The sequence below is a fragment of the Vreelandella sedimenti genome (assembly GCF_013416325.1).
Lineage (GTDB): Bacteria > Pseudomonadota > Gammaproteobacteria > Pseudomonadales > Halomonadaceae > Vreelandella > Vreelandella sedimenti.
On sequence record NZ_JACCGK010000002.1, the window covers coordinates 201,585 to 220,720 of the forward strand.

A 19,136-nucleotide genomic window follows, 5' to 3' on the forward strand; every position below is an offset into this window, starting at 1 on the left:
ATCAGAGACCCTCCACGTTTAGGCCCATGCTGCGAGCGCTGCCAGCAATGGTGCGTACAGCGGCATCGAGATTCGCAGCCGTTAAATCAGGCTCTTTGGTCTTGGCGATCTCTTCAAGCTGTTCACGCGTTACGGTGCCGACCTTCTTCTTGTTCGGTTCACCAGAACCGGACTTGATGCCAGCGGCTTTTTTCAGCAGCACGGCAGCAGGCGGCGTCTTGGTGACGAACGTGAAGCTACGGTCAGAGTAGACGGTGATCACGACTGGCGTCGGCAAGCCCGGCTCAATTTCTTGAGTCGCGGCGTTGAACGCCTTACAGAATTCCATGATGTTCACGCCATGCTGACCCAGCGCAGGGCCTACCGGCGGACTTGGATTGGCTTTACCTGCAGCAACCTGCAGTTTGATATAAGCCTGTACTTTCTTGGCCATCTTTAACACTCCAGTTGGGTAATAGCGCCCGAAGGCTCCCCGGCACCAGTGAAACAGCTGAACCAGCCATTTCACACGAATTAAAACTTACCGCTTACTTACTATTCACTACTCACCCGTTACTCTTTCTCAACTTGAGAGAATTCTAACTCAACAGGTGTAGAGCGCCCGAAGATCAGCACGCTGACATGCAGACGACTCTTTTCATAATTCACTTCTTCGACAACACCGTTGAAATCGGCAAACGGCCCGTCAACAACACGCACTGATTGCCCCGGCTCAAACATCGTTTTGGGCCGCGGCTTGTCAGTACCGTCTTTAACACGCAGCAAAATCGCGTCTGCTTCGCGCGAAGTAATTGGCGCTGGCTTCTCTTTTGTTCCACCGATAAAGCCCATAACACGCGGCGTCTCGTTGACGAGGTGCCATGTCTCATCGGCCATTTCCATCTCGACTAGTACGTAGCCGGGATAAAATTTGCGCTCGCTCTTGCGACGCTTGCCGTCACGCATTTCGACGACTTCCTCGGTCGGCACCAGAATTTCGCCAAAGCGATCCTCCATACCATACATCTTCACACGCTCGATCAGCGAGCGCATGACATGCTTTTCAAAGCCAGAATAAGCGTGAACGACGTACCAACGTTTGGACATGAAAGCTCCTAACCAATGACGCCGGACATCGCCCAGCCAAGAAGAGTGTCGATCAACCACAGCATTAGCCCCACCACCAAAACGGCCACTAGCACAATGGCCGTGGTCTGAATGGTTTCGGCACGGGTCGGCCATACAACGCGCTGAATCTCTTTCTTGGCGCTTCTGGCAAGCTCTACTAAATCACGCCCCTTGGTAGTGGTTAGCGCGATCAAACCCGCAATCACACACAACACCACTACGCCAAGCACGCGGTAGAGCAGGCCAATATCGGCGAAATAGGTATTACCAACAACAGCAACGACAAGCAGCGCTACGACCACCGCCCACTTGAGCCCGTCATGGCGCGTCTGTTGCACCTCGGCGCCATGTTTTACAGAACCAGGCTTCATAAAAACGAGACTCCTCAGGGTGCGGCGAACGATAAAAGAATTTTGGAAAAAGACATACCAACCTGGGGAAGGCTGGCAGGCCAGGAGGGAATCGAACCCCCAACCTGCGGTTTTGGAGACCGCTGCTCTGCCAATTGAGCTACTGGCCTGTATCGTCGTACTGACTTTCTATTTTTACTTTCTAGACCTTCTAGCGTCTATCTACTTTTTGCTTCTTACTTCTGTTAATAAGCGTCTTTTCGACCGCCTATACAACAGCGGGCGCCATGGTAGCGGAGAATCCCACACCTGACAACCCCTTCTTTACGCTCAAGCGTCACAAAAACCCACCCAAACGCAGAGACAAAAAAAGCGAGCTTCGCTCGCTTGATCTGCAATATGGAGCTCATGGACGGAATTGAACCGTCGACCTCACCCTTACCAAGGGTGTGCTCTACCCCTGAGCTACATGAGCCAAACACATCAACTGGAGCGGGCGGCGGGAATCGAACCCGCACCATCAGCTTGGAAGGCTGAGGTTCTACCATTGAACTACGCCCGCCGAACTTGCCTATAGAATGACAATCCGCTGCACGAGAAACAGTAGCTAACGCCCGCTTACCGGCTTTTCATTCCCAAACACTGAACAGTTCAGCGCCTGATAAACTTGGTGGAGAGGGAAGGATTCGAACCTTCGAAGCTTTCGCGGCAGATTTACAGTCTGCTCCCTTTGGCCACTCGGGAACCTCTCCAACTGTGGCGGCACATTATGCCAGCCTCCAAAACAGTGTCAAGCTAGATATTTACTTAATTTATCGTAGCTTGGCGATGCCAGCGCATCTTCTGCCTGCCTTGGAACGCGCTGCATTCTGTCAAAGCAGCATGGAGAATGCAAGTGCCGCGCGAATCTTTTCTAGCGCTACCGGCTCAGGCACCCGCGGCGCACCCGACATTTTGCCCGCACGCTCGGCGAAGGTCATCGGAAAGCACGCCTCTAAGCCGCCATAAACCATATCCGGCCACACTGCATGAGGCACCTGCACTCCCCGTGAGACAACGCGCGCATCGCCCCCCGTCAACAGCATTGGCAGCGCCACACCCTCTTGATCGCACACTTCGCTATAAATGCGGTTAATGGCACTGACGGCGGCCATATAAATACCGTGATTAACCGCATCAACGGTGCGTCGTCCTGGCTCCAGCAACTCATCGGCCTCACTTTCAGGGTCGATGGCCACATTGCGAGTACCAAGCTTCAGGCTCTCTTTCATCAGGCGAAGACCGGGGATAATAAAGCCGCCCAGGTGCTGGCCGCCTGGCAGCACAAAATCGATAGTAATCGCGCTGCCACAATCCACCGCACAGCAACCGCCTGCTAGCTGATAGCCCGCCAGCGCCCCCATCCAACGATCGACGCCTAAACGCCCCGGCTCTTCGTAGCCATTAACCACGCCTAGCGCCTCATGGGTTGAGTGCGCCACGTGCACATGACGCACTCGGCGGCGCAGCAAGGCGACCGTCTCTTCCAGCACAGCGGCCCTGGCAACGCTTGATATACGCACCGCCTCGACCACATCCAGGTCGGGAATATCAGCCCCTGGGCGCCACTCCTCCCGGGTCCACACAGCCCCGCGGGAACGTATCTCGCTACTCTCGGCATCCTTGAGCCGCCATTTAGACAGCGTGTTGCCGATATCAAGATCCAGAATCATAAACGCCTGCGCACGCTGATCTCACCGCCGGCTAGGCGTCGCGAGTGACCATTTTCGGCAACCCAGAGGTTACCACTCTCATCCACTTCTCCGGCGATAGCATCGCTGGTCTGCTGCCCTTGAATCACTCTAATCGGCAGCCCCGCATAGGCGTGACGTTGATTCCACGCATCCCGCCAGGCGGCAAAGCCATGTTGTTCAAAGTCAGCCAGCATCGCCAGCAGGCCCGACACTACGTCTGAGGCCAGCTGATTACGCGAGATATCCGGCAGTCGCTCGAAAAGCGCCGCAACCGGCTGGTCGATCGCTGCCCGCTGGGCAGCGGGCAGCCAAAGATTCATGCCCATACCAATGACGACTTCGCAGGGGCCTGCGGCATCCCCGGTCACTTCGATAAGAATACCGGCCAGCTTGCCTAACTCGTCGCCTGGGCCATCCCCCTGCTCGGAGAGCAGGATATCGTTAGGCCACTTAAGCTTCGGCACCACGTCATGCTGCTCAAGCACTTGGGCAACGACGACGCCTACCGCCAAGCTCAAGCCCTCCAGCACCGCAATACCCGACTCAAAGCGCCAGCCCAGCGATAGCATTAGGCTCTGCCCCCAGGGCGTCGACCAGACACGACCACGGCGCCCACGCCCCGCCGTTTGCAGCTCAACCAGGCACACTTCGCCATGCCCAGCGCCCTGCTCAAAGCGTTGGCGCAGATACTCATTGCTGGAGGGTAACTGATCCTCAACAAACAGACGTGCAAGGTGGTGGCGCGCCTGTGCGGGCAGACGCTCCACGATTTTGGCGCCCTCCAAGGGCTCCAGGCGCTGCGCGAGCTGGTAGCCACGGCCCTTCACCGCCACTACCTCCACCCCTAGTGCTTCCAGTTTTTTTAACTGTTTCCACACCGCCGCACGAGAAATACCCAGCGTTTCACCCAGTTGCTCGCCAGAGTGAACCTCGCCATCGCTTAACAAACGCATCAGGTTGCCGATGGTCATGCTCCTGCCCCAGTGGGAAAAGCGCTAGTCTAGCGGATGGAGGTTCATGGCGAAAACATTCCTAGACCAAGGTTGATATGAGAGGCAGTAATATCAGCGAAGCCTTCGACATGGTAGAATGGCTATTGGACGCAAGCCCTGAGCCAAGATGGTCGGCAAATTGCCAGCCCTTGCGACCCGCATTTTCCGACCCGTGGACGAACGGGTGTTCACAAGAGTTCTCTCTCAGCATGCAAAACCAGCAAAACTCCAGCGCGGTTAATAACCTGCGCAACGTCGCGATCATAGCCCACGTTGACCATGGTAAAACCACACTGGTCGACAAACTCCTGAGCCAGTCCGGCACCCTTGACCGTAAAGCAGAAGGTCAAGAGCGCATCATGGACTCAAACGATCAGGAAAAAGAGCGTGGTATTACCATTTTGGCCAAGAATACGGCCATTCAATGGCAAGACAGCCAAGGTAACGGCTACCACATCAACATCGTGGATACGCCTGGGCACGCCGATTTCGGCGGCGAGGTTGAGCGCGTCATGTCAATGGTCGATTCGGTGCTGCTGCTAGTAGACGCCGTTGATGGCCCGATGCCGCAAACCCGCTTTGTGACCCAAAAAGCCTTCGCCCAAGGCTTGAGGCCGATCGTGGTGGTCAACAAAATTGACCGTCCCGGCGCTCGCCCTGATTGGGTTATCGACCAGATTTTTGATCTGTTCGATAACCTCGGTGCTTCTGACGAACAGCTCGATTTCCCGATCATCTACTGCTCTGCCCTAAATGGCATTGCCGGTATGGATCCTGAAGAGCTGGCGGACAACATGGATCCCATGTTCCAGGCCATCGTCGATATCGTCGAGCCGCCGAAGGTTGAGCTTGACGGCCCCTTCCAGATGCAGATCTCTGCGCTGGATTACAACAGCTACGTAGGCGTTATCGGCCTGGGTCGCATCAAGCGTGGCGCGGTGAAACCGAACCAGCAGGTGTCGATCATCGGCGTTGATGGCAATGTGCGTAAAGGCAAAATCGGTCAGGTAATGACCCATATGGGCCTTGAGCGCGTGCAGACCAACGAAGCCACCGCGGGCGACATCGTCTGTGTTACCGGCATCGACGATCTGTCGATTTCGGATACGCTGTGCGATCCGGCCAAGGTCGAGGCACTGCCGCCACTGTCCGTCGACGAACCGACCGTTTCAATGACCTTCCAGGTCAACGACTCACCGTTCGCCGGTAAAGACGGTAAGTTTGTGACCAGCCGCAACATCAAGGATCGCCTTGATCAAGAGCTGATTCACAACGTGGCACTGCGCGTTGAACAGGGTGAAACCCCTGAGAAGTTCAAGGTTTCTGGCCGTGGCGAGCTGCACCTCTCGGTGCTGATCGAAACCATGCGTCGTGAAGGCTTTGAGCTGGCCGTAGGCCGCCCTGAAGTCATCATCAAAGAGATCGACGGTGAGAAGCAGGAGCCCTACGAAGAGGTCATCATCGACTGTGAAGAGCAGCACCAAGGCTCTATCATGGAAGAGCTGGGCTACCGTAAAGGCGAGATGACCAACATGCTGCCGGACGGAAAAGGACGGGTTCGCCTGGACTTCATCATTCCTGCCCGTGGCTTGATCGGTTTCCGTGGCCAGTTTCTGACCCTGACCTCAGGCACCGGCATCCTGACCAGCCGCTTTGATCACTACGGCCCGCTGAAGCCTGAAGCCTCTATCGAGCGTCGTAACGGCGTGCTGGTTTCGATGGTCGACGGTAAAGCCCTTGCCTATGCGCTGTATGCGCTGCAAGAGCGCGGCAAGCTGATTATCGATCACGCCACGGAAGTTTACGAAGGCATGCTGATCGGTATCAACAACCGCGCTAACGACATGGTGGTTAACCCCACCAAAGGCAAGAAGCTCGACAACATGCGCTCCACCGGTAACGATGAAAACATCGTCTTAACCCCGCCGGTTAAGTTCTCCCTGGAGCAGGCCATCGAGTTCCTCGACTCTGACGAGCTCGTCGAAGTCACGCCGGCGCACATCCGCCTGCGTAAAAAGCTGTTGAAAGAGACCGAGCGTAAGCGTTACAGCAAGAAGTAATCCGCTCTAAGCAGTCAGTACCCAAAAACCCGCGAAAGCGGGTTTTTTTATGCCCTCGACCTTCTGCGCTAACATCAGCTCCCAGCGTTCACCCCTTTGCCAATATCTTTGCCAAGATAGCTCCCTAAACGCAGCCTAAACGCTAATACGCTGGAAAGGCGGCGCGTTCTATCGCACAGTAACGCTAAATTCAGCGCGTCCCAGGAACGCTGACATCGCTACATTCATACAGGTGTTTGGATACTTACCCCCATCCTGACGCCCAAACACGGACACTCTTACCCATGAGCGGTCATAACGTCTGGACGCATAAAGGCACTTTTCTTCTCGCCGCCGTTGGTTCCGCCGTCGGCTTGGGCAATCTATGGCGCTTCCCCTACCTCACCGGTGAAAACGGTGGCGGTGCCTTTATATTGGTTTACGCACTGACGATCTTCGCCGTTGGCATACCGATTCTGATTGCTGAGATTATGCTGGGTCGCACCAGCCGCCAGAGCCCGATTATGGGCATGCGGCATCTGGCCAAAACCCACGGCACTTCACGTGCCTGGGAAACGATCGGCTGGCTGGGCGCTGCCTCGGCGTTTTTGATTTTAAGCTTCTATTCGGTGATTGCCGGCTGGGCGATTCACTACACTTGGCTGATGCTGACCGGTTCGCTGGTGGGGGCGGATGCGCAAACCATTAGCACTGGCTTTGACGCACTACTGGCCGCCCCTGGCCTAATGACCCTCTATCACACCCTTTTCATTGCCGCGTCCGCGCTGATTGTCGGCATGGGGATTCATAAAGGCATCGAATCAGGCCTGCGCATTATGATGCCCGCGCTGTTTGTGATTCTGTTGGTGGTGCTGGCCTACGGCGTAGTGAATGGCGATATAGGCGCCGCAGCCACTTTCCTGTTTACCTTTAATATCGCCGACCTCAGCCTTGAAGGCTGGCTGCAGGCCATGGGCCAATCATTCTTCACCCTTAGCCTGGGGATGGGGGCGATTATGGCTTACGGCGCCTATATGCCCAGTGATGTATCACTGACCCGCACCGCCTTTGCTGTCGCCATCGTCGATACCGCTGTGGCGATGGTGGCGGGCCTGGCCATTTTTGCCCTGGTGTTTGGCGCCGGGTTAGAAACCGGGCAAGGCCCTGGGTTGATGTTTGTTACCCTTCCGCTGGCGTTTGCCGAGATGCCGTTTGGCGCTTTGGTCGGCGGTGTGTTCTTTATCCTGGTGCTCGGCGCCGCTATCAGCTCCTCTATTTCGCTGATCGAGCCCGTCGCGGCGTTCCTAGTGGAGCGCTTTGACATGACCCGCCCCCAGGCTGTCGCGATTATGGTTATCGCCGCCTGGGCAATGGGCCTGTTGACCGTGGTTAGCTTCAACATTTGGGCCGAGGGAACGATATTCCATAGCCTGTTTGGGCGCAGTGCATTTGAGTTTATCGAGCTACTCACCAATATCTTTATGCCGGTGGGCGGTCTGCTGATAGCCCTATTCGCCGGTTGGGCGCTAACCCAGAGCGAAGTGATGAAGGAACTGGGCAGCAGCATCACTTGGTTTAAATTCTGGCGATTTCTGGTGCGCTTTGTGGCCCCCGCCGCCGTAGCCTTTGTGTTTCTACGCACCATTCCTCAGGTGGATGGCTATCTTATCCCCACTCTTGGCGCAGTGCTCATTATTGGTGCCTTTGCAGCCAGCCAGCGGTGGCTAAAAAAACCACGACAAACAACTTAATAACTGTGTGCAGGCGGCTTATTAGCCGCCTGTATCGCGTGGAGACACCATGACACCTCTTATTGATGTACAGCGAGTCAACAAAGCGTTCGGCGGCCTCCAGGTGATTAATGACTGCTCCATTCAAGTGGAGAAGGGCTCCATTACCGGGATGATTGGCCCCAACGGCGCGGGTAAATCAACCCTGTTTAATCTCATTGCTGGCGCCCTGACGCCTGACAGCGGCCATGTGCTGCTTGATGGAGAAGACATTACCTCGCTCAGCGCCGACCAGCGCTTTCATCGCGGCTTATTGCGCACCTTTCAGATCGCTCACGAGTTCAGCCAGATGAGCGCGCTGGAAAATCTCATGATGGTACCGCCCAAGCAAGCCGGTGAAGACCTTTTCAGTGCCTGGCTAAAGCCCGGCAAGGTGCAGCGGGAAGAGGCGGAGGTGCGCCGCCGCGCCCTGGAAGTCATTGACTTTGTTGGCCTGCACCATGTGCGCAACGAGCTGGCGGGTAATTTGTCCGGAGGGCAAAAGAAACTGCTGGAGCTTGGCCGCACCATGATGACCAACGCCAAGGTAGTGCTACTTGATGAGATCGCCGCCGGGGTAAACCGCACCCTGCTGGGTGATTTGATCGGCAATATTGAGCGGCTCAACCGAGAAATGGGTTACACCTTCCTGGTCATTGAGCACGATATGGAGATGATTGCCCGCCTTTGCGACCCGGTTATCGTGCTGGCTCAGGGCAGCGTGATGGTGGAGGGGCATATCAACGACATCCAGAATAACCCTGAGGTCATTGAGGCCTACTTCGGTACAGATGCCGCTTAAGCGTAACGCTTTCTCCCATTAGCCAATTAATATAATGATGTCGCTGCCAAGCGACCTTGCTGGAATACTTTCATATGTCATCAACAACCAGGCCATTAATCGACGCACAGGATGTGCACGGCGGCTATGGCGGCATGAATATCCTTAACGGGGTGAACATGACGCTGGAAGCCGATGAGGTCGGTGTTATCGTCGGCCCTAATGGGGCGGGTAAATCCACCATGCTGAAAGCAGTCTTTGGCCTGCTGCATGTCAATCAGGGCGAGATACTGCTTAACGGCCAGCCAATCCAAAATCTACCGCCTAACCAGTTAGTGCAGCGCGGCATGGGCTTCGTACCCCAGGAGAAGAACGTTTTCCCAAGCCTTTCGGTGCAGGAAAATCTGGAAATGGGTGCCTTTTTAAAGCCGCAAAACGTCAAGCGCATGCTCGCTCAGATCTATGAGTTTTTCCCACCACTCTACGAAAAGCGCCGCCAGCCTGCCGGAGAGCTTTCCGGCGGACAGCGCCAAATGGTCGCCATGGGCCGTGCCTTGATGGCCGAGCCGAGCCTGCTGTTGCTGGACGAACCCACCGCGGGGTTGTCGCCGCTGTATATGAATGAAATCTTTGACCGCGTCAAACAGATCAATGCCGCTGGCGTGGGCATTTTGATGGTGGAACAGAACGCCAAACAGGCACTCGCGATAGCCGATAAAGGCTTTGTGCTGGCCGCTGGCCAAAACCGCTTTACCGACACCGGAGCGGCGCTGCTCGCCGACCCCGATGTCGCCAAAAGCTTTTTGGGCGGCTAGCCCCCAGGGAGATACACGTGAACGAACTGGTTTTTTTCATCAATAATGTGGTGATTTCGGGCAGCGTGAGTGGCTCCATTTATGCCATTGGGGCAGTTGGGGTAACGCTGATTTTCAGTATTATGCGCTTTGCTCACTTCGCTCACGCCGACATGATGACCTTCGGCGCCTTTATGGTGCTGCTGCTCACCACGGCGTTCCCGGCGGCAGGCGCTAGCCTGGGCGTACCCACCGCTGTGTTAATGCTGCCGCTGGCGATGCTGCTCACCGCCGCTTTAGCCGTAGGCATCGATAAAATCTTTTATAAGCCGCTACGCGCCCACGGGGTCAAACCGATTGTGCTGGTAATTGGCTCGCTGGGGGTCACGTTGATTCTACAGGGCTTGATCCGCCTCTTTTCGGGTACCGGCGGGCAGAGTTTATATGTCGACGACCGCAAAGAGATCTTCCGCCTTGCGCTGCCCTTCGAGGGTGCCCGGGCACCGGTTGTGGTTACCGAGCCGCAGATTTATCTGTTCGTGATCACTATCGTTGCGGTCGTCGCACTACACCTTTTCCTTAACCGCTCGCGGTTAGGCAAGGCAATGCGCGCCATGTCGGATAACCCGGAACTGGCCCAGGCATCGGGTATTAATACCAATACCATCGTGGCGGTGACCTGGATGATTGCAGGAGCGCTGGCGGCTATTGCTGGAACGCTGCTCTCCTTAGACGTTACCTTCAAACCCGATTTGAGCTTCTTCCTGCTGCTGCCCATTTTCGCCGCCGCTATTGTCGGCGGCGTTGGCCACCCTTACGGCGCCATTGCCGGTGGCTTTGTGGTCGGCTTTGCCGAAACCCTGGCAGTGTTTAACTGGAATGTGCTGCTGCGCCCTTTCAGCGACAGCCTGCCAGCCTGGTTAGAACTACCATCGAATCTGGCCTTCGTGGGAACCGAGTACAAAATTGTGGTGCCGTTTTTCATTCTGGTCGCCATTTTGGTGTGGCGCCCCACCGGACTCTTTAAGGGCAAAGTGATCTAATGAACAACTCAGAAAAAACGCGCAACCCTGCCTACACTCCCCAAGACGCCACATCTGTCCGTCGCTTTCCCCTGCGCGAGCTACTCCTGTTTGGTGTGCTGCTAGTGGCGATTTTGGCGGTCTACGCCATCATGGGGGCCGCCTACAGCACGCGCATGCTGGTAGAAGCTGCCTGCTACGCCATCCTCGCGTTGGGATTAACCATCCAGTGGGGCTATGCTGGCCAGTTCAACGCCGGGGTAATGGGCTTTGTCGCCCTGGGTGGCTTTTGTGCGATGTTTTTCAGCGTGCCGGTCAACGATGCCTTCTGGGGCACGGCGCTACCCGGTGAATTTGGCCGCGTACTGCTTTATGGCGCAGCCGCTATTGTAGTGATTGTTGGCGCCAGCAAGCTGGATCGACTGGGCGTACCCAAACCCCTGCGTACGTTGATCGCGGTGGTGTTAAGTCTCGTGCTTTACCTCGTGGTGATTAGCCAGCTGCGCGAAGTCACTGATGCGATTGAAAGCCAGGCAGGCTTCGTCGGTGGGCTAGGCTTACCGCCCTGGATCGGCTGGATTGTCGGTGGCGCCTTGGCGGGGGGCGTTGGCTATTTTATTGGCCATATCTGTCTGGGTTTACGCAGCGACTATCTGGCAATAGCTACCCTGGGCATAGCCGAAATCATTAAAGCGTTTTTGAAAAACTCTGACTGGCTTACCCGCGGTACCGCCACGGTTTCACCGCTACCCTGGCCCACACCGGGGCCTGCCGAATTAGGCTTCACGCTCTCACGAGCTATCTACCTTTCGTTTACCGCGGTGATCATTGCGGTGATCTTCTTTCTGCTCAATCGCGCCTACAACGCCCCTTGGGGCCGTATGATCCGGGCAATTCGCGACAATGAAGTCTCCGCTGCGGCGATGGGGAAGGATATCAATAAACGGCGTCTGGAAATTTTCGTGCTGGGCTGCATTCTGATGGGCTTGGGCGGCGGCATACTGGGCACCTTCAACAGCCTCTTCGACCCTCAAGGCTACCTGCCGCTCAACCATACCTTCCTGGTATTGGTGATGGTGATTCTTGGTGGGCCAGGCAATAACCTGGGCACCATTTTTGGCGCTGTGGCGGTGTACATTATCTGGATTATGTCTGAGCCTCTGGCGCTATTCTTGATGCAGTTAGCGGTGGCCTTTGGCGAAGGCGCATTCGGTTGGGATGCACCGGGCAATATGGATAGTCGCGCCTTGCAGGCACGGGTGCTGGTGATTGGCTTGTTGATCACCATGGTGCTGCGCTTCGCGCCCAAAGGCCTGCTTCCCGAGAATATCAAAAGCCACAGTTGATGGCGCCTCAACTGATGGCCCATAAAAAAATGCCCGGCTGATAACAGTCGGGCATTTTTTACGCTAAGCCTTAGGACTTAAAGATCAACCTGACCTTTGCTGGTAAAGGTGCCATCTTCCACAGCCATCTCGACCACCACGCCAGGCACGTCGCCGTTGTCATCGAACTCATGCGAACCAGAGGCACCTTCGTAGTTGATGTCGGTGCCTGCGGCAATCAGCTCAACCGCTTTTTCCCACTCGCCGGGCAGAATGACCTCGCCGGGGGCGCTGGAAACACTGCGCAGCGCTTCGGAAAGGCCTTCACGCTCCGCGCTACCGTTCTGCTCAATCGCCAATGCGATCAGGAAAGCGGCATCGTAGGCTTGAGCGGCAAATACCGCGCTTGGATCCAGTTCAGCGGCTTCGGCAGCTTCGATAAAGATATCGGTACCGGGCAGATCAGGGCTGCCGGGGCGCGTGGCGATCATGCCATCCAGCACATCCGCACCGATGGCTTCGATAAGACTATCACCGACCATGCCGTCAGCACCTACGTACTGGGTAAACATACCGCTTTCATAGGCTTGACGCAGCACGGTCTGACCCGAGGTGTCGGCGTAGGCCAGCACGACGAGAGTATCCACGCCACTGACTGAAAGCGAGCCTAGCTCAGAGCGGTAATCCGCGCGATTATCTTCGTGGGCCAGGTTCTCAGTAATCTCACCACCGCCGGCTTCAAAAGCAGCGCTAAAGGCGTCAGAAAGCCCCTGACCATAATCATTGTTGACGTAAGTGACCGCCACTGCGTCGATACCTTTTTCAAGCAACAGCTTGGCAAGGATCTCGCCCTGGAAAGCATCCGACGGCACGGTACGGAAAACGAGGTCATTATCGTCCAGCTCAGATACCGCAGGGGCAGTCGAAGCGGGCGACACCATCAACACACCACCGGGAATGGCGGCGTTATTAGCCGCGGCAATGGTCGCACCAGTACACAGCGCACCGACAATCGCGGTGACATTTTCAGAGTTCACCATACGGTCGGCGGCGTTAGAGGCAGCCGATGCATCGGAGCAGGTGGTATCACCAGACGGCATCACCAACGTTTGGCCATCTAGAATGCCGCCCTGCTCATTGACCTGCTCTACGGCTAGCTGAGCACCTTCAAAAATGGGTGGCGTTAAACTTTCGATTCCCCCGGTAAAGCCGCCCAAGAAGCCAACTTTGACCTCTGCCTGTGCGAACCCGGTCATTGCCAGGGTTGAGGCCGCCACAGCGGTGGCTAATGCGCGCTTGTTGATCATATTGCTTGTCGCTCCCAGTGTCGTAACAGGTTATTCAATTTTTTAGTGTGCCCCAGCGTTCAATCGTTAAGGCTGCTATTAATCTGGAACTGGAACGGCAAAAACACAAGCATCGGTTTCTAACGCTAGTTTGCAAAAATGCACTATAGCCAGCGCTCAAACTTGAGCTTATGGCTTAACCAGACGTTGAAATGCCGCCAAAAGCTACCGGGTTCAGTGGTTAAAACGTCCCTTTCACCATCGCGCTCTAAGTGCCAGTTCAATTCGCCTTGGGGTGTGAGCATCACACGGTAGCTCAGTGAAGGATCACGGCCTAACGTCACTAACTCATTAAAGGCTTCCATCAGCGACTCGCTGCGCGCCAGCACACCACTTTCTGTGTTCCAGTAGATGGAGCGTGGGTCAACGTTAAACGAGCCTACAAATAGCTGGTCGTCAAAGCGTAACGCCTTAATATGCAGTGCCGAAGCAGAGGCCCCGGGCACTCGCATATCCTCATCCGCCCCTGCCTCCTGCTCTGGACGCAGCTCGTAAAGCGCCACTCCGTGGGATAGCAGCTCTTCACACCAGGGCGCGTAAGCACCGTGTACCACGGCGGCATCGGTGGACTCGAGTGAGTTGGTAATAATCTCGACCGTCACACCCTGGTCGGCCAACTCGGTCAGGCGTTCCACCCCTTGCTCGGTGGGCACAAAGTAGGCCGATATGATCACCAAATGCTGATTCAGCGGTGCAGCAGCGGTTAAATCACCGAGCAGTGTATCGCGCCATTCAGGGGTCGCGGATGACAGCTTGCCGGGGGTGTCCCACATCGCCAGCCCTTCGCCCCAGTGCAGGGTTTCCCAAGGGGGTGCGCTGCGCGGCTTACGGCGCAGCGCGGTAAAATATTCCGAGTCGGCGTTACTATCCAGCCAATCCTCAAGCTCGGTTTTGAGTATTTGCCAGGCGCTATCATCCGCTTGATGATAGCGCTCAATGGGCTGCGCCAGGCCGTGATTCCAATACAGGTCAAAACTATCCGACAGCGCTGGCACCACATCACCAATGGTCACAAAGTCCAAATCGGCAAAATTGCGTGAGTCGTTGGCGTCAAAATACTCATCGCCCAGATTGCGCCCGCCGACAATGGCGACGCTATTATCTGCCACCCACAGCTTGTTATGCATGCGTCGATGTTGCTGCGCAGGATCAACCACCGAGGCCAAAACACGCGTGAACATATGGCCACGCCCCACCGCTAACGGGTTAAACACCCGCACATGGATCCCGGGATGACTCGCCAGAGCGGCCAGTCGATCACCTTGGCCTATGGCCCCAATATCGTCGACCAGCAGGCGCACCCGAACACCCTCTTCCGCCGCTTTAATCAGCTGCGCCAGGATCAACCGCGTGGTCTGGCCATCGCCCAATAGGTAGATTTGAATATCCAGCCCGCGCTGGGCTTGGCGAATCAATCCCACTCGTGCAGAAAAAGCTTCTTTACCGTCGGCCAGGAGCGCGAACCCATCGGGGTCGGACTGCTCCGCCAGCGCCTGATACGCTTGACCACCCAACCATGTATCGCGCGCGTCTGATGGAGCTAGCGCGGAGTGGTGTTCGCGTACCACTGCGTGAGTGCATCCCACCAACAGGCTGCACAGAACCAACATGCTTAGCCAATGAAGCCAACCATTGGCATTAGGCATCGTCATGGTCTTTGGCTTCAAGGCGCTCTGCCCAACGCTTGCGGGCTAGATTGCGTCGGTAAAGCCGCACTAGGGCAATCGATAACGCCGTGGCTAACATGCCCGCGAGCACCACACCCTGCCAGGGGCGAGCCGCGTTGCCCATCACCGTTTCCAGAGTCATTATCAGGATCAAACCAATCGCCTGGGAACCGATCGCTAGCGCGCGCAGCTTATCGAAAGCGGGTGAGGGCATAACGTCTCCGTAATTTTCAGCTCGCATGATATGGTCTCCTAGTGTACCTGCTTCACGGCATGCTTAACGGGGAACCTAAGTTAAAAAACCTAAGTTAAAAAAACCTAAGTTGAAAACCTGAACGGGAAATCCATGAACGCCATTGCTCTCGGCCCGCTACTGATTTCGCTACCACGCCTATACGCCGTTGGCTGCGCGCTGCTACTGCTGCTCTGCGCGCGCTTCTTGCTAGGGCTACCTCGCCCGGCTCAGCAGCGCTGGTTTACCGGGCTTATTATTGTTTGGTTAGTCGGCGCTCGAGTGGGCCATATCCTGCTCAACCTGGATAGCTACAGCGACGCCCCGCTTGAAGCGCTCAAAGTGTGGCAACCCGGCTACCATGGCCTATGGGGGATGACGGCTGGCTTGGTATGGACGGCCTGGACGCTGCGGGCGCGGTTATTGGCTATGGGCGGTGCAATGGCCATGCTGATCGCCGCTTCTAGCCTATGGCTGGTGCTGGTCACCCTGGCTCCCCTGGGTAATGACTTTGCGGTTGACGCCCTACCGGAGATCACCCTTGAGGATGTGGAAGGCAATGATGTGCATCTACCCTCACTGACCGACAACACTGACCTGATTATCGTCAACCTGTGGGCGACCTGGTGCCCACCCTGCCTGCGTGAAATGCCGCTGCTCGAGGAGGCCGCAAAACGCGATGGTGTCAGCGTGGTGGTCGCCAACCAGGGGGAGGACCTACTACCCATGGTCCGCTATCTGGATGAGCAGCAGCTTGAATTTCGCTACGCCCTGCGTGACCCCAGCCAGCAGCTGATGGCGCTTTTTCAAGCACCGGGATTGCCCACCACAGTGCTGTTCGACGGCCAGGGCAACACTCTGGATATCCACGTTGGTGAGCTTACTCGCGCCCAGCTGGATCGCTGGTTACAAGATTGATGCCGATACACCTTAATCCCCTCGCTGCTTTGCGTTAGAATCCCCCGCCCTGTTGCTGCCGGCGCTCACTACCGGCGGCAGTCGACCCGTTTTGCAGACTCCCCCGAGGCATCATGAGCGATTTTTCTCCCGGCCAACGCTGGATTAGCGACGGCGAAGCCGAGCTTGGGCTCGGTACCGTGCTTAACTGTGACGCCCGTAGCGTTACCATTTTGTTCAGTGCCAGTCAGGAAACCCGTACCTACAACACCCGCCAGGCCCCGCTCACCCGCGTTATGTTCGGCAGCGGCGACCGCGTACTCTCTGCTGACGGCTGGCAGATCGTTGTCGATGACAGCAAAGAGTCCAACGGCCTGATCACCTATATCGGTGAGGACAAGGAAGGCAATCTGCGCGAGCTGCCCGAGGCCAAACTCGCCGATACCATGCAGTTCGACCAGGCTCGCGACCGCCTGCTGACCGGCCAAGTCGATCGCAACGACTGGTTTGATTTGCGCTTTCGTACCCTGCACCACTATCAACGTATCGAGCAGCACAGCGCGCTGGGCTTTTCCGGGCCGCGCATCGATCTGATTCCTCATCAGCTCTACATTGCCAATGAAGTTGCCAACCGCCATGCGCCCCGGGTACTGCTGGCGGACGAAGTGGGCCTGGGTAAAACCATTGAAGCTGGCCTGATTCTGCACCGCCTGCTGCTCAATGGCCGCGTTGAGCGGGCGCTGATTCTGGTACCCGACAGCCTCACTCACCAGTGGCTGGTCGAACTGCTGCGACGCTTTTCGCTCAACGTCTCGCTACTGGATGAAACCCAGAGCCAGGCCCACGGCAGCGTCAACCCCTTTGAGAGCGCCCAGTTGGTGCTAGCTAGCCAGGGCTGGCTATTTGCCAACCCCCAGCGTCAAGAGCAGGCACTGGCCAGCCAGTTCGACCTGCTGATTGTTGACGAAGCGCACCACCTCGACTGGAGTGAAGAAGGCAGCGGCCCCGGCTATCGGTGCGTCGAACAGCTTTCGGCGGAGATTCCCGGCCTGCTGCTGCTCACCGCGACCCCCGAACAGATGGGTATCAAGAGCCACTTTGCCCGCCTGCGGTTGCTAGATAGCGAGCGCTACCACGATCTTGAGCGCTTCAAGGCCGAAGAGAGCCACTACACCGAAGTGGCCCGCGCCATCGATGCCTTGGAGGCACTGCCTGACGACCCTAGCGCCCGTAGCGACGTCTCTGCGGTAGCCGATGACCGCGACAGCCAAGCGCTGCTGGCCATCCTGTGCAACCCGGAGGCAAGCAAAGCACAGCAGGACGCCGCTCGCGCCCAACTGAGCGAAGCGCTGCTGGATCGCCACGGTACCGGTCGAGTGATGTTCCGCAACAGCCGCCGTCACGTAGGGGGCTTCCCGGAGCGGCGCTTAAACCTGGCACCGTTAGCGCTGCCTTCGGCCTACCGTCGCGTGGTGCGCCGCTTAGAGCGCGACGACGACTACCTCGACGAGCTGTTGATCGAGACCGGCATGGATCACCCCGACGTGCTGATCTACCCCGACGCGGCCTACCGCGAGCTCAGCAATGATCCGCTCAATGGCGAAGACTGGTGGCACATCGACCCGCGGGTTAACTGGCTACTGGAAAAGCTTAGCGACGACAGTGAGAGCGGCTTCGCCAACGAGAAAGTCCTGGTCATTGCCCACCACCGGGAAACCGCCGAAGGTCTTGCTGAAGGGCTACGGGTGCTGGGCGGCTACCACGCGCCGGTGTTTCACGAAGACCTCTCCCTGATCGAGCGTGACCGCGCGGCGGCAGCCTTTGCCGATGAGGATGAGGGCGTACAGGTGCTGGTCTGCTCGGAAATTGGCTCTGAGGGGCGCAACTTCCAGTTCTGCCGTCACCTGGTGATGTTCGATATGCCTCAGCATCCGGATCAGCTCGAACAGCGAATCGGCCGCCTGGATCGCATCGGTCAGCGCCACGCCATTGAGCTGCACATTCCCACCTTCGAAGGCAGCCCCGGCGAGCGCCTGCTGCGCTGGTACCACGAAGGTATGGATGCGTTCAGTGCCCCCCATGGGGTCGGCAACGAGCTGTTTGATGCCTTTGGTGACGCCCTGGCTGATGCCCTGCTGGATGATGGGGCACTTGACGAGATCATCGCCGAAACCCGTACCCTGTTTAGCGCCAAACTGGCGGAGCACGATGCGGGCCGCAACCGGCTGCTGGAGCTCAACGCCTGCCGCCCCGCCCGCGCTCAGCAGGTGATCGACGCAGTGCGCAAGCTTGATGATGACCCCGCCCTGCCGCGCTATCTTGAGCGAGCGCTGGATATTTTCGGCGTGGATAGCCAGGAGATCGGCAAGGGCTTAATGCACCTGCAGCCCAGCCAACATATGCTGGATGGCCTGCCGGGCCTGGTTAAAGGTGAAGAGGGCTTTACCGCCACTTACAGCCGCTCCCAGGCGCTGGCCCGTGACGATGTGCAGCGGCTCTCCTGGGAACACCCACTGCTGCGTGAAATGATGGGTCGCGTGCTGGATGGCACCATGGGCAACTCGGCGCTCGCCCTGCTGCGCCACGACGCCATTCCCAGTGGACGCTTGATGGCCGAACTGGTATTCCGCACCCACTGCCCGGCACCCAAAAAGCTGCACCTTAACCGCTTCCTGCCCCCCACCGCCGTGCGCCTGCTGCTGGATGAATCGGGCGCCAACCTGACCAGCAAGATCTCCTTCACCGGCTTGGGCAAGAACCTGCAGAAGGTCAACAAGTCGCTGGCACGGGATTTGATCAAGAGCCGTCACGACCAGCTGCGTGAACTGCTAACGCAGGGTGAAGGCGAAGCCGAGCGCCAGCTGCCCAGCATCGTCGAGAACGCCGAAGCGCGTATGCGCACTCAGTTGGACGCCGAGATTGCTCGCTTAACCGCCCTGGCTGAGCACAACCCGGCGGTGCGCAGTGAGGAAATCGACGCGCTAAAAGATGAGCGCAAAGCTCTCAGCGAAGCCATTGAGAACACCCGCCTGCGGCTGGACTCAGTGCGAGTGATTATCACCGTCGATGCCGACCGCTAATC

16 protein-coding genes and 4 tRNA genes are annotated in these 19,136 nt (G+C 57.1%); 8 read left to right on the forward strand and 12 right to left on the reverse strand.

The window, feature by feature from the left end:
- Nucleotide 1: 1 nt before the first annotated feature.
- From rplK to HZU72_RS03085, 9 genes are all read right to left on the reverse strand, one after another.
- Nucleotides 2-433 carry a 50S ribosomal protein L11 gene (rplK, locus tag HZU72_RS03045; RefSeq protein ID WP_007112017.1) on the reverse strand — a complete coding sequence of 144 codons (432 nt, stop codon included), beginning with the start codon at nucleotides 431-433 and terminating at the stop codon, nucleotides 2-4.
- Nucleotides 434-552: 119 nt separating this feature from the next.
- On the reverse strand, nucleotides 553-1,086 hold the full coding sequence (nusG, locus tag HZU72_RS03050; RefSeq protein WP_008959178.1) for a transcription termination/antitermination protein NusG: 534 nt from the start codon (nucleotides 1,084-1,086) through the stop codon (nucleotides 553-555).
- 8 nt (nucleotides 1,087-1,094) lie between these two features.
- Nucleotides 1,095-1,478 (reverse strand): preprotein translocase subunit SecE, encoded by a 384-nt coding sequence (gene secE / locus HZU72_RS03055; protein WP_180090416.1) that lies wholly within the window; start codon nucleotides 1,476-1,478, stop codon nucleotides 1,095-1,097.
- Between the two features lie 73 nt (nucleotides 1,479-1,551).
- Nucleotides 1,552-1,627, reverse strand: a tRNA-Trp gene (locus HZU72_RS03060).
- A gap of 230 nt (nucleotides 1,628-1,857) precedes the next feature.
- Nucleotides 1,858-1,932: transfer RNA gene (locus HZU72_RS03065), tRNA-Thr, on the reverse strand.
- A 13-nt stretch (nucleotides 1,933-1,945) separates the two neighbouring features.
- Nucleotides 1,946-2,019 (reverse strand) — tRNA-Gly (locus HZU72_RS03070).
- A 106-nt stretch (nucleotides 2,020-2,125) separates the two neighbouring features.
- Nucleotides 2,126-2,209: transfer RNA gene (locus HZU72_RS03075), tRNA-Tyr, on the reverse strand.
- A 120-nt stretch (nucleotides 2,210-2,329) separates the two neighbouring features.
- A complete protein-coding gene (locus HZU72_RS03080; RefSeq protein ID WP_009288152.1) occupies nucleotides 2,330-3,169 on the reverse strand; it encodes a type III pantothenate kinase in 840 nt (279 codons plus the stop codon).
- Nucleotides 3,166-4,161: a biotin--[acetyl-CoA-carboxylase] ligase gene (locus HZU72_RS03085; protein ID WP_180090418.1), complete on the reverse strand. Its 996-nt coding sequence runs from the start codon at nucleotides 4,159-4,161 to the stop codon at nucleotides 3,166-3,168. The genes HZU72_RS03080 and HZU72_RS03085 overlap by 4 nt, the downstream gene beginning before the upstream one ends.
- 230 nt (nucleotides 4,162-4,391) lie before the next feature.
- Between HZU72_RS03085 and typA the strand changes: the two genes are divergently transcribed.
- From typA to HZU72_RS03115, 6 genes are all read left to right on the forward strand, one after another.
- Complete coding sequence (gene typA / locus HZU72_RS03090) at nucleotides 4,392-6,242, forward strand: translational GTPase TypA (RefSeq protein WP_180090420.1); 1,851 nt, start codon at nucleotides 4,392-4,394, stop codon at nucleotides 6,240-6,242.
- A gap of 284 nt (nucleotides 6,243-6,526) precedes the next feature.
- Nucleotides 6,527-7,972, forward strand: coding sequence for a sodium-dependent transporter (locus tag HZU72_RS03095; protein ID WP_180090422.1), 1,446 nt, complete (start codon nucleotides 6,527-6,529; stop codon nucleotides 7,970-7,972).
- A 49-nt stretch (nucleotides 7,973-8,021) separates the two neighbouring features.
- On the forward strand, nucleotides 8,022-8,792 hold the full coding sequence (locus HZU72_RS03100) for an ABC transporter ATP-binding protein (RefSeq protein ID WP_180090424.1): 771 nt from the start codon (nucleotides 8,022-8,024) through the stop codon (nucleotides 8,790-8,792).
- A gap of 74 nt (nucleotides 8,793-8,866) precedes the next feature.
- Nucleotides 8,867-9,586 (forward strand): ABC transporter ATP-binding protein, encoded by a 720-nt coding sequence (locus tag HZU72_RS03105; RefSeq protein ID WP_180090426.1) that lies wholly within the window; start codon nucleotides 8,867-8,869, stop codon nucleotides 9,584-9,586.
- Between the two features lie 17 nt (nucleotides 9,587-9,603).
- Complete coding sequence (locus HZU72_RS03110) at nucleotides 9,604-10,608, forward strand: branched-chain amino acid ABC transporter permease (protein ID WP_180090429.1); 1,005 nt, start codon at nucleotides 9,604-9,606, stop codon at nucleotides 10,606-10,608.
- Nucleotides 10,608-11,933, forward strand: a complete 1,326-nt coding sequence (locus tag HZU72_RS03115) for a branched-chain amino acid ABC transporter permease (RefSeq protein ID WP_180090431.1) — start codon at nucleotides 10,608-10,610, stop codon at nucleotides 11,931-11,933. The genes HZU72_RS03110 and HZU72_RS03115 overlap by 1 nt, the downstream gene beginning before the upstream one ends.
- Before the next feature lie 77 nt (nucleotides 11,934-12,010).
- Here HZU72_RS03115 and HZU72_RS03120 read toward each other — a convergent pair whose 3' ends face one another.
- The 3 genes from HZU72_RS03120 to HZU72_RS03130 all read right to left on the reverse strand — a co-directional run bounded on the left by HZU72_RS03120 (nucleotide 12,011) and on the right by HZU72_RS03130 (nucleotide 15,139).
- Nucleotides 12,011-13,219, reverse strand: a complete 1,209-nt coding sequence (locus HZU72_RS03120; RefSeq protein WP_180090434.1) for an ABC transporter substrate-binding protein — start codon at nucleotides 13,217-13,219, stop codon at nucleotides 12,011-12,013.
- A gap of 143 nt (nucleotides 13,220-13,362) precedes the next feature.
- The gene (locus tag HZU72_RS03125) at nucleotides 13,363-14,904 is read right to left on the reverse strand and encodes a phospholipase D-like domain-containing protein (RefSeq protein WP_180090436.1); all 1,542 of its coding nucleotides are present in this window, start codon (nucleotides 14,902-14,904) and stop codon (nucleotides 13,363-13,365) included.
- A complete protein-coding gene (locus tag HZU72_RS03130) occupies nucleotides 14,897-15,139 on the reverse strand; it encodes a hypothetical protein (RefSeq protein ID WP_180090562.1) in 243 nt (80 codons plus the stop codon). The genes HZU72_RS03125 and HZU72_RS03130 overlap by 8 nt, the downstream gene beginning before the upstream one ends.
- Nucleotides 15,140-15,271: 132 nt before the next feature.
- Between HZU72_RS03130 and HZU72_RS03135 the strand changes: the two genes are divergently transcribed.
- Nucleotides 15,272-16,075 (forward strand): TlpA disulfide reductase family protein, encoded by an 804-nt coding sequence (locus HZU72_RS03135; protein WP_180090439.1) that lies wholly within the window; start codon nucleotides 15,272-15,274, stop codon nucleotides 16,073-16,075.
- A 113-nt stretch (nucleotides 16,076-16,188) separates the two neighbouring features.
- Nucleotides 16,189-19,134: an RNA polymerase-associated protein RapA gene (gene rapA, locus HZU72_RS03140; RefSeq protein WP_180090441.1), complete on the forward strand. Its 2,946-nt coding sequence runs from the start codon at nucleotides 16,189-16,191 to the stop codon at nucleotides 19,132-19,134.
- The last annotated feature ends 2 nt before the right edge of the window (nucleotides 19,135-19,136 follow it).